Annotated in this window: 13 protein-coding genes; 8 read left to right on the top strand and 5 right to left on the bottom strand. The window is 71.7% G+C overall.

What is annotated here, in order from left to right; translation table 11 throughout:
• Window positions 1-79: 79 nt before the first annotated feature.
• The 3 genes from rpsD to murI form a co-directional block, all read right to left on the bottom strand.
• A complete protein-coding gene (rpsD, locus tag VQ02_RS07260) occupies window positions 80-697 on the bottom strand; it encodes a 30S ribosomal protein S4 (protein ID WP_048433566.1) in 618 nt (205 codons plus the stop codon).
• 193 nt (window positions 698-890) lie between these two features.
• Window positions 891-1,697: an alpha/beta hydrolase gene (locus VQ02_RS07255; protein ID WP_048443502.1), complete on the bottom strand. Its 807-nt coding sequence runs from the start codon at window positions 1,695-1,697 to the stop codon at window positions 891-893.
• A 17-nt stretch (window positions 1,698-1,714) separates the two neighbouring features.
• The gene (murI, locus tag VQ02_RS07250) at window positions 1,715-2,593 is read right to left on the bottom strand and encodes a glutamate racemase (protein WP_048443501.1); all 879 of its coding nucleotides are present in this window, start codon (window positions 2,591-2,593) and stop codon (window positions 1,715-1,717) included.
• 211 nt (window positions 2,594-2,804) lie between these two features.
• Here murI and egtB point away from each other — a divergent pair, with 211 nt between their 5' ends.
• The 4 genes from egtB to VQ02_RS07230 all read left to right on the top strand — a co-directional run bounded on the left by egtB (window position 2,805) and on the right by VQ02_RS07230 (window position 6,601).
• The gene (gene egtB, locus VQ02_RS07245) at window positions 2,805-4,058 is read left to right on the top strand and encodes an ergothioneine biosynthesis protein EgtB (RefSeq protein WP_048443500.1); all 1,254 of its coding nucleotides are present in this window, start codon (window positions 2,805-2,807) and stop codon (window positions 4,056-4,058) included.
• Between the two features lie 64 nt (window positions 4,059-4,122).
• Window positions 4,123-5,106: an L-histidine N(alpha)-methyltransferase gene (gene egtD, locus VQ02_RS07240; RefSeq protein ID WP_048443499.1), complete on the top strand. Its 984-nt coding sequence runs from the start codon at window positions 4,123-4,125 to the stop codon at window positions 5,104-5,106.
• Window positions 5,107-5,116: 10 nt separating this feature from the next.
• Complete coding sequence (locus tag VQ02_RS07235) at window positions 5,117-5,818, top strand: hypothetical protein (RefSeq protein ID WP_048443498.1); 702 nt, start codon at window positions 5,117-5,119, stop codon at window positions 5,816-5,818.
• A gap of 63 nt (window positions 5,819-5,881) precedes the next feature.
• Window positions 5,882-6,601, top strand: a complete 720-nt coding sequence (locus tag VQ02_RS07230; protein WP_048443497.1) for a DnaJ domain-containing protein — start codon at window positions 5,882-5,884, stop codon at window positions 6,599-6,601.
• A gap of 231 nt (window positions 6,602-6,832) precedes the next feature.
• Here the strand turns inward: VQ02_RS07230 and VQ02_RS07225 are convergent, their stop codons facing one another.
• Entirely contained in the window at window positions 6,833-8,314 is a 1,482-nt protein-coding gene (locus VQ02_RS07225) for a D-alanyl-D-alanine carboxypeptidase (protein WP_048443504.1), read from the bottom strand.
• Window positions 8,315-8,607: 293 nt separating this feature from the next.
• On the opposite strand from VQ02_RS07225, the gene VQ02_RS07220 reads away from it, so the two are divergent.
• From VQ02_RS07220 to VQ02_RS07205, 4 genes are all read left to right on the top strand, one after another.
• On the top strand, window positions 8,608-9,087 hold the full coding sequence (locus tag VQ02_RS07220; protein ID WP_342447812.1) for a phasin family protein: 480 nt from the start codon (window positions 8,608-8,610) through the stop codon (window positions 9,085-9,087).
• Between the two features lie 289 nt (window positions 9,088-9,376).
• Window positions 9,377-9,760, top strand: a complete 384-nt coding sequence (gene clpS / locus VQ02_RS07215) for an ATP-dependent Clp protease adapter ClpS (protein ID WP_048443496.1) — start codon at window positions 9,377-9,379, stop codon at window positions 9,758-9,760.
• A 21-nt stretch (window positions 9,761-9,781) separates the two neighbouring features.
• Window positions 9,782-12,247, top strand: coding sequence for an ATP-dependent Clp protease ATP-binding subunit ClpA (gene clpA / locus VQ02_RS07210; RefSeq protein WP_048443495.1), 2,466 nt, complete (start codon window positions 9,782-9,784; stop codon window positions 12,245-12,247).
• Window positions 12,248-12,466: 219 nt separating this feature from the next.
• On the top strand, window positions 12,467-12,739 hold the full coding sequence (locus VQ02_RS07205) for a hypothetical protein (protein ID WP_048443494.1): 273 nt from the start codon (window positions 12,467-12,469) through the stop codon (window positions 12,737-12,739).
• Between the two features lie 3 nt (window positions 12,740-12,742).
• Here the strand turns inward: VQ02_RS07205 and VQ02_RS07200 are convergent.
• Window positions 12,743-13,284: inositol monophosphatase family protein (locus VQ02_RS07200; RefSeq protein WP_048443493.1), on the bottom strand; the 542-nt coding region annotated here is incomplete at its 5' end.

Here is a 13,284-nt window from a genome sequence, read left to right as displayed (position 1 = left end):
TGCCAAGGCGCGAGGGTATGAAACGAGAAAAGCCGCCCTCTCGGGCGGCTTCTGCAAGCTCTCGGTCCGCGTCGCGCGATCAGCGCGAGTAGAACTCGATCACCAGGTTCGGCTCCATCTGCACCGGGTAGGGCACCTCGGACAGGGTCGGGACGCGGGTCATGCGTGCCGTCATCTTGCCGTGATCGACCTCGATGTAGTCGGGCACGTCGCGCTCGGCGAGCTGGCTCGCCACCACGACGATCTCGAGCTGCTTGGACGACTCCTTGATCTCGATCACGTCGTCCGGCTTCACGAGGTAGCTCGGGATGTTGACGCGCACGCCGTTCACCCGGATATGGCCGTGGTTCACGAACTGGCGGGCGGCGAAGGGGGTCGCCACGAACTTCGAGCGATAGACCACCGCGTCGAGGCGGCGCTCGAGCAGGCCGACCAGGTTCTCGCCGGAGTCACCGCGCAGGCGGATCGCCTCGGCGTAGTAGCGGCGGAACTGCTTCTCGGTGATGTTGCCGTAGTAGCCCTTGAGCTTCTGCTTGGCGCGCAGCTGCGTGCCGAAGTCGGACATCTTGCCCTTGCGGCGCTGGCCGTGCTGGCCCGGGCCGTACTCGCGGCGGTTCACGGGGCTCTTCGGGCGGCCCCAGATGTTCTGGCCCATGCGGCGATCGAGCTTGTGCTTCGCCTGAACGCGTTTCGACATCGCGTGTCCTCTGAGAACTTATCGCATCACGTATGAGAGGAACGCGCCCTCCTCCCCCCGATCCCGGGGCGACAGAGCGGCCGTGACGAGCCGCTCGCGGGTGCGCAAAATGCCGCGGGGCCCCGATCCAGAGCCCCGCGAACCGGGCGCTCATAAGCGACCGGGCTCACGCGGTCAAGAGTCGGGAGATTGGTTAGGGGAACGGCCGGAACTGCGCCTCGGCCTCCCCGTCCCGGCTTCCCAGGATCGAGACGTGGTCGCCCGGCAGCTCGACGAAGGACGCCTCGGCGCCGGCGCTCCGCGCCAGGCGGGCGCCGTACTTCGCCGGGATCACCGGGTCGGCCTCCCCGTGGACGATCAGGATCGGGACCGCGACGGTGCCGATGATCCGGTCCGAATGCCAGGTATCGGCGAGAAGGCCCGCCGGCAGGAAGCGGAAATGGTGGCGGGCCATCGCGGTCATCGAGTCGAACGGCGCCTCGAGGTAGAGCCCCAGGACGCCCGACGCGCCGGCGCGGACCGCCACCGCGACCGCGACGGCAGCCCCGAGGGAATGGCCGTGCAGCAGGACGGGCGCCCCGGGGGCCCGCCTGCGCGCCTCGGCGAGGGCCGCGAGCCCGTCGGCGATCAGGCCGGCCTCGCTCGGATGCCCCGTCGAGCCCGGATAGCCGCGATAGGCCGGCGCCATCACGCCCCAGCCGTGCGGCCGCCAGGGTCCGGCCGCGAACCGCTCCGCGTGCCACTCCGGCAGCGAGGCGTTGCCGTGGAAGCTCACCACCACGCCGGCCCCCGGCGCGGGCGCCAGCCAGAGGGCGCGCAGGCGCTCGCCGTCCGGCGTCGCGACCGCGATACCCGAGACCTCCGGCGGCAGGCGGGCCGCGGTCGCCGGAACGGGACCGCCCTGCCCCGGATAGAGCAGGTCGCGCTGGAACCACCAGAACGCCGCCACGACGGCGCCGTAGAGAGCCACGAGGGCGAGCAGCAATCCGGCGGCGAGCATCGCCGGCCGTCCGACGCTCACTGCAGCACGAGCGGCATCGCCTCGACCGCGACCTCGGCGATGCCGCGGTCTCCGAGCGCCGCCCGCAGGGACGCCGTCAGCCGGTCGCCGGCCGTGAAGGCGGCGAGGACCGGGCCCGGGAGATCATCTCCGCCCGGCTGGCGCACCGGGCCGCCGATCAGCTGGGTCATGCGCCGGGCGATTGCCGGGGCGGGATCGATCCAGGTCACCGGCCAGGGGGCGATGCGCTCGTAGCGGGCGAGCAGCAGCGGGTAGTGGGTGCAGGCGAGCACCACCACGTCGGTGCGGCCCGCCGGCGTCTCGACGAAGCAGGGACCGATCTCGGCCCAGAGGTCGGCGTCGCAGACCGCCGCTCCGGAGAGCGCCGCCTCGGCGAGGGCGGCGAGGCCCGTCGCCCCGACGAGCGTCACGGAGCAGCCCGCCGCGTAGGTGTCGATGAGCTCGCGGGTGTAGTCGCGCCGCACGGTGCCCGGGGTGGCGAGCACGCTGACGAGACCGGAGCGCGTCGCCGCCGCCGCCGGCTTGATCGGCGGCACCGTGCCGACGAAGGGCAGGTCGAACCGCCGCCGCAGGGCCGGCAGCACCAGGGTCGAGGCGGTGTTGCAGGCCACCACCACGAGGTCGGGGGCGTGGGCCGCGATCAGCCGCTCCATCACGGCGAGCACCCGCTCGACCAGCACCGGCTCGGCGAGGCCGCCATACGGGAAGGCCGCGTCGTCGGCGGCGTAGACCACCCGGGCATCCGGCCGGGCGCGCCGCACCTCGGCCAGCACCGTGAGGCCGCCGAGGCCGGAATCGAACACGAGAACCACCGGCGCGCGCGTGATCGGCGCCAGGGGCGCCGCCGCAGTGCCGGCCATCAGATCGAACCGCATGGGGTTTTGACCGAGAGGCAGACGGAGGATTGCCGGGAGAGTCCGGCGTGGTCGTTAAGGCTTGGTCACTGCGGCGGCAAAATGGCCCCGCTCTTCCCGCAGCGCACACCCCCGGCAGCGCCAAGCTGCGCGGTAACGCCGCGCCGGAGAAACGAGTTCCTCCGTTCCGCGTTGAGCGTGGGCAATTCGTCTACGCACGAGGGAAGATCCGATGGCAGCGACTGCGACCGCGCAGGTCTCCGACACGCGCCCCGCATTCCCCCCGCCCCCCGTCGGTGCCCGCCCGGTCGACCGGGGCGCCTGGATCGCGGCCTTCCGCCACGTCCGCGACGAGACCGAGCGCCGGGCCGCCCCCCTCTCCCCGGAGGACCAGCAGATCCAGTCGATGCCGGACGCGAGCCCGACCAAGTGGCACCGCGCCCACACGACCTGGTTCTTCGAGCAGTTCCTGCTGAAGGAGCGGGTGCCGGGCTACCGCGTCTTCGACGAGCGGTTCTTCTACCTGTTCAACTCCTACTACGTGCAGGCGGGCCCGCGGGCGCCCCGGATCAGCCGCGGCCTCGTCACCCGGCCGACCTGCGACGAGGTCACGGCCTACCGCGCCCACGTCGACCGCGCCGTGGCGGACCTGATCGCGGGCGCGGCGGAGGCGCAGATCCCCGAGATCGTCGGCATCGTCGAGATCGGCCTGCACCACGAGCAGCAGCACCAGGAGCTGATGCTCACCGACATCCTGCACGCCTTCGCGCAGAACCCGCTGCTGCCGGCCTACGATCCGGCCTGGCGCTGGCCGGTGCTGTCGCAGGAGCCGGGCCGCATCGCCCTCGACGGCGGGGTGACGCGGATGGGCCACGAGGGCGAGGGCTTCCACTTCGACAACGAGGAGCCGCGCCACGACGTGCTGCTGCGACCGGCAAGCCTCGCGCGCGGCCTCGTCACCAACGGCGAGTGGCTCGAGTTCATGCAGGACGGCGGCTACGCCAAGCCGGAGCTGTGGCTCTCCGACGGGTTCGTGGCGGCGCAAGCAGAGGGCTGGGAGGCGCCGGGCTACTGGCGGCAGCAGGACGGCGTCTGGTCCAGCATGACGCTGGCGGGCCTGCGTCCCGTCGATCCGGCCCTGCCGGTGACGCATGTGAGCTACTACGAGGCCGACGCCTTCGCCCGCTGGGCCGGGCGCGACCTGCCGACCGAGGCCGAGTGGGAGGCCGCGTCGGGATCCCTCGACGCCGCCTTCGGCCATGTCTGGCAGTGGACCCGCAGCGCCTACAGCGCGTATCCGGGCTATCGGCCGCTGCCGGGGGCGCTCGGCGAGTACAACGGCAAGTTCATGGTCAGCCAGTTCGTGCTGCGCGGGTCCTCGGTGGCGACGCCGGCGGGACACAGCCGCCCGACCTACCGGAACTTCTTCTATCCCCACCAGCGCTGGCAGTTCACCGGCCTGCGTCTATCTCAGTACGGCGAGTGAGGCGCGGCCCGACGCGCCTCGACCCGGGTGCCCTGCGGCGCCCGCCCGACATCGGAGTTTGCCCGTGAACGCCCCGATCCCCCACCTCGCGCCCGCCGCCGCGCCCGCCGCCGACCGGAGCTTCCTGCAGGACGTGCTCGGGGGCTTGCGCGCCCCGCGCAAGCAGCTCCCGGCCAAGTACTTCTACGACCGGCGCGGCTCGGAGCTGTTCGAGGCGATCACCCGCCTGCCGGAGTACTACCCTACCCGCACCGAGCTCGCGATCCTCGACCGCTACGGGCCCGAGATCGCCGCCCGCCTGCCGCCGGGCTCAGGCCTCGTCGAGTTCGGCAGCGGCTCCACCGCCAAGGTGCGCCGCCTGCTGCCGCACCTGACCGACCTCGCCGCCTACGTGCCGGTGGACGTCTCGGAGGAGTTCCTGCGCAGCGAGGCGGAGGAGCTCGGCCGCGACTTCCCGCGCCTGCGCGTCGAGCCGGTGGCGGCGGACTTCACCAAGCCCTTCGCCCTGCCGGAGGACCTGGCCGGCGCGCCGAAGGCCGGCTTCTTCCCGGGCTCGACCCTCGGCAACTTCGAGCCCGAGGCGGCCGCAGGGCTGCTCGGGAGCTTCGCCCGCACGCTGGGCCACGGCGCCACGCTCATCGTCGGCATCGACCTCGTGAAGGACAAGGCGGTGCTCGACGCCGCCTACAACGACGCCGCCGAGGTGACGGCGGCCTTCAACCTCAACCTGCTCACCCGCATCAACCGGGAGCTGGGGGCGGATTTCGACCTCGACGGGTTCTCGCACCACGCCTTCTTCGACGAGGACCTGGCGCGGATCGAGATGCACCTCGTCAGCCGGCGCAGCCAGCTCGTCACCGTGGCCGGGGTGCCGTTCCACTTCGCCTCGGGCGAGACGATCCACACCGAGAACAGCTACAAGTACACGGTGCCGGGCTTCCGCGCCCTCGCCCGGGGGGCCGGCTGGGAGCATGCCTGCGTCTGGACCGATCCGGACGGGCTGTTCTCCGTCCACGCGCTGACCGCCAGCACCATCCGGCGGCACTGAGCGGCGGGCCGTGGGCGGGTCCGGCCGCGATCTCGACCGCTCGCCAGGACAGGCGGTCGAGGCCTTCCTCAAGGCGGCGCGGCGGGTCGCCCCGCCGGCCGGGGACGCGCCGCGGCTGATCTTCGCCCTCGACGCCACCATGAGCCGGCAGCCGACCTGGGACCTCGCCTGCGGGGTCCAGGCCGGGATGTTTGAGGCCGCGGCCCGGCTCGGCGGGCTGGCGGTGCAGCTCGTCTACTTCCGCGGGTTCGCGGAGTGCCGCGCCTCGCGCTTCGTCGCCGATGCCCGGGCCCTCACCGGCCTGATGCAGGCGGTCGCCTGCCAGGGCGGCCGGACCCAGATCGGCCGGGTGCTGCGCCACGCCCGCAACGAGGCCGGGCGCGGGCCGGTCAAGGCGCTGGTGCTGGTCGGCGATGCCGTCGAGGAGGACCTCGACGACCTCTGCGGCGTCGCGGGCGAACTCGGCCTCCTCGGGCTCCCGGCCTTCTGCTTCCACGAGGGCCACGATCCGGCAGCCGCCGCGGGCTTCGCCGAGATCGCCCGTCTCAGCGGCGGGGCGGCCGCCCGGTTCGACGCCGCGGCGCCGGAGGTGCTCGCCGCGCTCCTGCGCGCCGCGGCGATCTACGCCACGGGGGGACTCGACGGATTGCGCCTGGCCGCGCATGAGGATGCGGCGGCGCGCCGGCTCCTCGCCGGCATGACCGGCGGGTAGGGTCGCAGCGTCCGCGCGGCGGGTGGAGGTCGATAGGGTGAAGCCAGGGGTGAAGCACAGCGGATGATCGCCCTCGGCCTCGGTGTCCTGGTCCTCGTCGGGCTGTGGTGGCTCGGCCGCCACGCCTCGACGGCGAGCCCGTCCGTCCTCGCGCGGCTCATCCGGCAGGGCGGCGGCTGGCTGGCGCTCGCGGCGGCGGCCCTCCTCTTCCTGCGCGGGCGCTTCGACATGGCGACGGCGGTCGGCCTCGGCGGCGCTTGGCTCCTCGGCTGGCGCCAGATGCCTCCCCTCCCCTTCGGCCTCGGCGGGCTCGGCCCGCAGCGCGCGAGCGCCACCTCCCGGGTCCGCTCCGCCATGCTGGAGATGGAGCTCGACCATGCCAGCGGCGCGATGCGCGGCACGGTGCTGGCGGGCTCCCTCGCCGGGCAGGCGCTCGACGGCCTGGCACTTCCGCGCCTCACCGCGCTCCTGTCCGAGTGCCGTGCCACCGACCCCGATGGCGCCCGCCTGCTAGAGGCTTATCTGGACCGCCGGTTTGCCGGATGGCGCGTAGACGCTGAGGCTCACGGCGACCCTCGGCCGCGCGGCGCGGCGCAGCCAGGGGCGATGACGGAGGAGGAGGCCTATCAGATCCTGGGGCTTGAGCGCGGGGCGCCCCTCGAGGAGGTGCGCCGGGCGCACCGGACCCTGATGAAACGGCTGCACCCGGACCAGGGCGGGTCCGACTACCTGGCGGCCCGCGTCAACGCGGCCAAGGATTTTCTGCTCAACCGACATCGCTGATACTCCACGCGCGTGTCGACGATGCCGCGGCAGGGACGCGCCGAGGCGGGGAATGGTTTTCGGTGGTGGGTAAGCCCTTGCGCGCCTCCGCCGATCGCGGCTCGGCGGTCCTCTCCTCCCCCCGTCGGTCTCGCCCCACCGATCCCGGGACAGGTCCCGGGGCCGAAAGGGCTCGCGGGGAGGGACGCTCCCGACGGGCCAGCGATTTGGGGGCCCGGGACCTGCCCCGGCTCAGCTGCGCGTCGCGAAGCAGGTGAAGCCGCTGCGCTTGAGCGCCCGGCAGGCGTCCTGGGCCGCCTCGGCCTCGGAGAAGCCGGAGAAGCGGGCGCGGAACAGCGTGGTGCCGCCATGGGTCACCCGCTCGGTGAAGGGAGCGGCCTTGGCGAGCGCGCCGCCGCTGCGCTGGCGCGCCTCGGCCAGCATCGACTTCGCCTTGCCCTCGTCGTCCATGGCGCCGAGCTGGATCACCCAGGGCGTCACCGTCACGGGCTTCTGCGCCGGGGCGGCCTCGCGCGGGGACGGGGCCCGGGCCTCGCCGGGCTCGGACGCCGGCAGCCGCGAGGCAAACTTCGCGCCGGGCCCCGGGGCCGGGAACGCCGCCGCGCCGCCGGTGGAAGCGTAGGCCTGGGCGCTCGCCGGCACGGCAGCCCCTTGCGCGCCCGCGCGCCACTTCGGCGTCGCGCCGCCGCGGGGTGCGATGTCGAGGGGCTGGCCGGTGGAGTTCGTGGTCTCGACCCCGTCGTCCACGTCGGCGGAGGCGACGAGCGTGCGGGTGGCGACGGGCCGCTCCGCCACCACGGCGGGGCGCGGCCGCTCGGCCACCTCCACCACCGGCGGCGTCGTGCGGGCGCCCGCATAGGCCACCGGCAGGTTGGCCAGAACGAGCTTGGCCATGATGTTGTCACGGCTCGCGCCCGACTTGCCGCCGAGCACCACCGCCACGATGTGGCGGTCGCCGCTGCGGGCGGACGTCATCAGGTTGAAGCCCGAGTCGCGGGTGTAGCCGGTCTTGATGCCGTCGACGCCCTCGATCCGGCCGAGCAGCCGGTTGTGGTTGCCGATCACCCGGCCCTTGAAGGCGAAGGAGCGGGTCTGGAAGTAGCGGTAGTAGCGCGGGAACCGGTCCTGGATCGCGCGGGCCAGGATCGTCAGGTCGCGGGCGGTGGTGATCTGGTCGGAATCGGGCAGGCCGGAAGCGTTGGCGTAGTGCGTGCGCGACATGCCGAGGGCGTGGGCCTTGCGGGTCATCATCTCGGCGAAGGCCGGCTCGGAGCCGGCGATGTTCTCGCCGATGGCGCAGGCGACGTCGTTGGCCGACTTGGTCACCAGCGCCTTGATCGCCTCCTCGACCGTGATGGTCGAGCCGGGGCGCACGCCGAGCTTCGAGGGCGGCATCCGGGCGGCGTTGGCGGAGACCTGCAGTGGCGTGTCGAGGTCCATCTTGCCGCGCTCGAGCTGCTCGAACAGCAGGTAGAGGGTCATCACCTTGGTGATCGAGGCCGGGTGGCGCAGGGCGTCCTCGTTGACCGCGTGCATCACGCGGCCGGTCTTGGCGTCCACCACCATCGCAGCGTAGGGCGGATTGTAGCCCCCGCCGCCGTGATGGGCGCGCCGGCGCGCCTCGGCGGGCGACGCGGTCAGCGCCGTCAGCACTGCCGCGGCCGCGAGCACGGCCGGAAGCGCAGGTCCATATTGGCCGTGAACGCACCCCATCACGCACATACCCCGTTCATTGAGAGGGCGCCCGCGGCGAGGGGCGGCGCCCTGGACCGACGGCGCCCAGCGAGACGGCGTGGCGCGGCGGCATCACTGTCAATCAGGCTAGGCAGGCGCGGTTACGCCCGGGTTAATGGGAGGCGAATTCCGACGCTCCGATTTTCCTGATTGTGCGTCGCACAATGAACCCTTGACGAATTTTGTGCAGTGCACATATTGCCGCCAGCGGGGCGCGACGCGCGGGCGTCCCCGCCACCCGTCAGCCGCGCGAGGAGGGGCGCCCGCCCGGGGTGCCACGCCAGACCATGAACCAGCAGAACATCAGCCAGCAGGTCGAGAAGCAGGCCGAGGCGGCCCAGAAGTTCAGCAAGGACGGCATGGACGCGATGCTGCGCAGCTTCGGCACCCTGTCGAAGGCCAGCCAGGCGATCGCGGTCGAGGCCACCGATTTCGCCAAGCAGTCGTTCGAGCATGGCACCGCCACCCTCGAGAAGCTCGCCGGCGTGCGCTCGCTCGACAAGGCGCTCGAGATCCAGACCGAGTACCTGAAGACCTCCTACGAGCGTCTCGTCGCCCAGAGCGCCAAGATGACCGAGCTCTACACGAACCTCGCCAAGGAGATGGCGAAGCCGTTCGAGGGCCTCGTCTCCAAGGCCCAGGAGCAGGCCTTCAAGGCCCAGGACCGCGCCTTCGACAAGGCGAAGGACGGGCTGAGCAAGGTCGAGGCCGAGACGAACAAGGCCTTCGACGAGGCGAAGGACGCCGCGTAACCGGCGCGGGCGGCCCGCCGGGCCGCCCGCCCCCGCGTCGCGTACGCCGGATCACCGACGATGGCCGCGACCGGCACGGGCTCCCCGTGCCGGTCGCTCGGCGTTTCGGGACCCTGCACGACAAGAGCGCGCAGCCGACTGGCGGAGCGCGGACTCGGCCTATAGATTAGGCTCGGCACCGGCGGCCGACGTGTTAGGCTGCCGTCCCGCGACAAGCCGCCGAGCCCCCGCGAGACGGGGGCCGGCACGGTTCGGCGCGGTCGCCAAAGGTGAGGTCGGTACGATTCAGATGGCTCAGGTCCCGAGGCAGGGAGAACCCTCCACCAGGCCGGTCGCGGCCAATCCCCGCGCCCCCGGGAACGGCAACGGCGACGGGCGATCGGGAACCGCCGTGATCACGCGGACGAAGCCGCGCACCAAGCGGCCGAACCTCTACCGCGTGCTGCTCCTCAACGACGACTACACCCCGATGGAGTTCGTCGTCCACGTGGTGGAGCGATTCTTCAACAAGTCGCGCGAGGACGCGACTCGCATCATGCTGCACGTCCACCAGAACGGCGTCGGAGAGTGCGGCATATTCACCTACGAGGTCGCCGAGACCAAGGTGACGCAGGTCATGGACTTTGCTCGGAAACATCAACATCCTCTGCAATGCGTCATGGAAAAGAAATAGGCACCAGCTAAGAGGCCCGCTTTGCCCAGCTTCTCACGCAGCCTTGAACAAGCTCTCCACCGCGCCCTGGCGCTGGCCGGCGAGCGCCGGCACGAATACGCGACGCTCGAGCATCTCCTGCTGGCTCTGGTCGACGACCAGGACGCGGCTGCCGTCATGCGGGCCTGCAACGTCGACGTCGACCTGCTGAAGCGCAACCTCGTCGAGTACATCGACACCGAGCTTGCCAACCTCACCGGCGACGGCCGGCAGGACGCGAAGCCCACGGCGGGCTTCCAGCGCGTGATCCAGCGCGCCGTGATCCACGTCCAGTCCTCCGGTCGCGAGGAGGTCACCGGCGCCAACGTGCTGGTGGCGATCTTCGCCGAGCGCGAGAGCCACGCCGCCTACTTCCTGCAAGAGCAGGACATGACCCGCTACGACGCGGTCAACTACATCAGCCACGGCATCGCCAAGCGGCCCGGCCTGTCCGAGGGCAAGCCGGTGCGCGGCGCCGACGAGGAGGGTCCGACGGAACGTCCGAGCGGCCCCGAGGACGAGCGCGGCACCCAGAAGAAGAAGGGCGACGCCCTCGACGCCTACTGCGTCAACCTCAACAAGAAGGCCCGCGAGGGCAAGATCGACCCGCTGATCGGCCGCGAGACCGAGGTCCAGCGCACGATCCAGGTGCTGTGCCGCCGGCAGAAGAACAACCCGCTGCTGGTGGGCGATCCCGGCGTCGGCAAGACCGCGATCGCGGAGGGGCTTGCCCGCAAGATCATCCAGCACGAGGTGCCGGAGGTCCTGGCGGACGCGACCGTCTTCTCCCTCGACATGGGCACGCTGCTCGCCGGAACCCGCTACCGCGGCGACTTCGAGGAGCGCCTCAAGCAGGTGATGAAGGAGATAGAGGCGCATCCGAACGCCATCATGTTCATCGACGAGATCCACACGGTGATCGGCGCCGGTGCGACCTCGGGCGGCGCGATGGACGCCTCGAACCTGCTGAAGCCGGCTCTGGCGTCGGGCGCGCTGCGCTGCATCGGCTCGACCACCTACAAGGAGTACCGCCAGTACTTCGAGAAGGACCGGGCGCTCGTTCGCCGCTTCCAGAAGATCGACGTCAACGAGCCGTCGATCCCGGACGCGATCGAGATCCTCAAGGGCCTGCGCCCGTCCTTCGAGGAGTTCCACAAGCTCAAGTACACGACCGAGGCGGTGAAGGCCGCGGTCGAGCTGTCGGCCCGCTACATCAACGACCGCAAGCTGCCCGACAAGGCGATCGACGTGATCGACGAGACCGGCGCCTCGCAGATGCTGGTGCCGGAGGGCCGTCGCAAGCGCACCATCGGCGTCAAGGAGATCGAGGCGACCATCGCCACGATGGCCCGCATCCCGCCGAAGACCGTCTCGAAGGACGACGCGGAGGTGCTCGCCCACCTCACCGACAACCTGAAGCGGGTGGTCTACGGCCAGGACGCCGCCATCGATGCGCTGACCGCCTCGATCAAGCTCGCCCGTGCGGGCCTGCGCGACCCCGACAAGCCGATCGGCGCCTACCTGTTCGCCGGACCGACCGGCGTCGGCAAGACGGAGGCGGCCAAGCAGCTGGCCTCCAGCCTCGGCGTGGAGATGCTGCGCTTCGACATGTCGGAGTACATGGAGCGGCACACCGTCTCGCGGCTGATCGGCGCCCCTCCGGGCTATGTCGGCTTCGACCAGGGCGGTCTCCTCACCGACGGCATCGACCAGCACCCGCACTGCGTGCTGCTGCTCGACGAGATCGAGAAGGCCCACCCGGACCTGTTCAACATCCTGTTGCAGGTGATGGATCACGGCAAGCTGACCGACCATAACGGCAAGCAGGTCGATTTCCGCAACGTCATCATCATCATGACGACGAATGCGGGCGCGGCCGACCTCGCCAAGGCGGCGTTCGGCTTCACCCAGAACAAGCGCACCGGCGACGACCAGGAGGCGATCAACCGCCTGTTCGCCCCGGAATTCCGCAACCGCCTCGACGCGACCGTGTCCTTCGGCCACCTGCCGAAGGAGGTGGTGGCCAAGGTCGTCGACAAGTTCGTCCTCCAGCTCGAGGCGCAGCTCGCCGACCGCAACGTCACCATCGAGCTGTCCGACGAGGCGCGGGACTGGCTGGTCGAGAACGGCTACGACGAGGCCATGGGCGCCCGCCCGATGGCCCGCCTGATCCAGTCGACCATCAAGACCCCGCTCGCCGACGAGGTGCTGTTCGGCAAGCTCAAGGACGGCGGCGCCGTCCGGGTGATCGTCAAGCGGCCTGAGGGCGAGAAGCCGAGCCTCGGCTTCGTCTTCCCGGCCGGCCCGGTGACGCCGCGGCCCGAGAAGGACGTGACCATCGCGGCCAAGAAGGCGGCCAAGAAGCAGAAGCGCCCCCGTGCCGCGCCCAAGAAGCCGAAGGATGGCGGCTCGGGCGGCGGTGGCGGCGGGGTCCGCACGGTGCCGAAGGTGCCGCTGGTGCGGGCCTGACGCGGGCTTGCGGGATCGCGGGGGCCATGCCCCCTCGATCCCGGCCCGCCTCCCGTGTATGACGCCCGACGAGACGCGCGCATCCCGGCGGGGCCTCCCCGCCGGGATGCGCGTTTGAAGCCTGATCCCGCGGAGCGGGACGCGGAGGCTTCGGTGATGGATCCGCAGGGCCGGGCCGGAGCGCCCCCGTCCTGCGCCAGGAGACGCGAGACGATCCCCATGAGCGGTGATCTCAACGAGGGCCCCCTCGCCCCGGCCGAAACGGTGAGCCCGCCTCCCGTCAAGGCCACCCGCCGCGAGAAGCGGCGGCAGCGCCGGCGCCGGCGCAAGATCGGCGAGGAGATCCTGGGCTGGATCCTGGTGCCGCTGATCCTGTTCGCCGGATACTGGGCGGTCAATGCCGGCTTCGCCGCCCTCGGCACCACCCCGGGCGCGGTGTTCGATCAGCTCAAGCAGGTGAAGACCGCACTGGAGAAGCGCGGCTCGATGTGAGGCTCACCGGAGACCGGCCAGCACCGCCTCGCGCAGGGCCAGCGGCAGGGCCACGAGCTCGCCGTGAATCGGCTCGCGCTGATTGTAGAGAGGGGGGCGGCCACCGAGGTCGACGACCGCGCCGCCGGCCTCGCGCAGGATCAGGTCGGCGCCGGCGAGGTCCCAGTCGCGGGCATCAGACGACACCAGCCCGACATCGACCAGCCCTTCGGCCACCCGCACCAGGCGCAGGGCCAGCGACGGAATGCGGGCCAGGCGCACCAGCGCGTCCGGGGTGCCGCCGAGGCCGAGCCGGCGCTCGAGCTGGTCGACCATCGGCTTCGGCCCGGTGACCCGGGCGCCCGCCACCGCCGTCTGGCCGGAGACCCGGATCGGCACCCCGTCCTTGGTCGCCCCCTCCCCGGCCACGGCCTCGTAGAGGGTGCCGGTGACCGGGGCGGCGACGTGGCCGAGCACCGGCTCGCCGTGGGCCAGCAGCGCCACGGCGATCGACCAGTCCGGATCCCCCGACAGGAAGGCGCGGGTGCCGTCGATCGGATCGACGA

It is taken from the genome of Methylobacterium variabile, assembly GCF_001043975.1.
GTDB classification, from domain to species: Bacteria; Pseudomonadota; Alphaproteobacteria; order Rhizobiales; family Beijerinckiaceae; genus Methylobacterium; species Methylobacterium variabile.
This window is presented reverse-complemented; position numbering and strand designations above follow the sequence as displayed.

Excerpts from the sequence above, each read along its gene's own strand:
- VQ02_RS07205 (WP_048443494.1), top strand. The coding sequence starts at position 12,467 with ATGAGCGGTGATCTCAACGAGGGCCCCCTCGCCCCGGCCGAAACGGTG.
- egtB (WP_048443500.1), top strand. The coding sequence starts at position 2,805 with ATGGCAGCGACTGCGACCGCGCAGGTCTCCGACACGCGCCCCGCATTC.
- VQ02_RS07230 (WP_048443497.1), top strand. The coding sequence starts at position 5,882 with ATGATCGCCCTCGGCCTCGGTGTCCTGGTCCTCGTCGGGCTGTGGTGG.
- rpsD (WP_048433566.1), bottom strand. The coding sequence starts at position 697 with ATGTCGAAACGCGTTCAGGCGAAGCACAAGCTCGATCGCCGCATGGGC.
- VQ02_RS07225 (WP_048443504.1), bottom strand. The coding sequence starts at position 8,314 with ATGGGGTGCGTTCACGGCCAATATGGACCTGCGCTTCCGGCCGTGCTC.
- murI (WP_048443501.1), bottom strand. The coding sequence starts at position 2,593 with ATGCGGTTCGATCTGATGGCCGGCACTGCGGCGGCGCCCCTGGCGCCG.
- clpS (WP_048443496.1), top strand. The coding sequence starts at position 9,377 with ATGGCTCAGGTCCCGAGGCAGGGAGAACCCTCCACCAGGCCGGTCGCG.
- VQ02_RS07255 (WP_048443502.1), bottom strand. The coding sequence starts at position 1,697 with ATGCTCGCCGCCGGATTGCTGCTCGCCCTCGTGGCTCTCTACGGCGCC.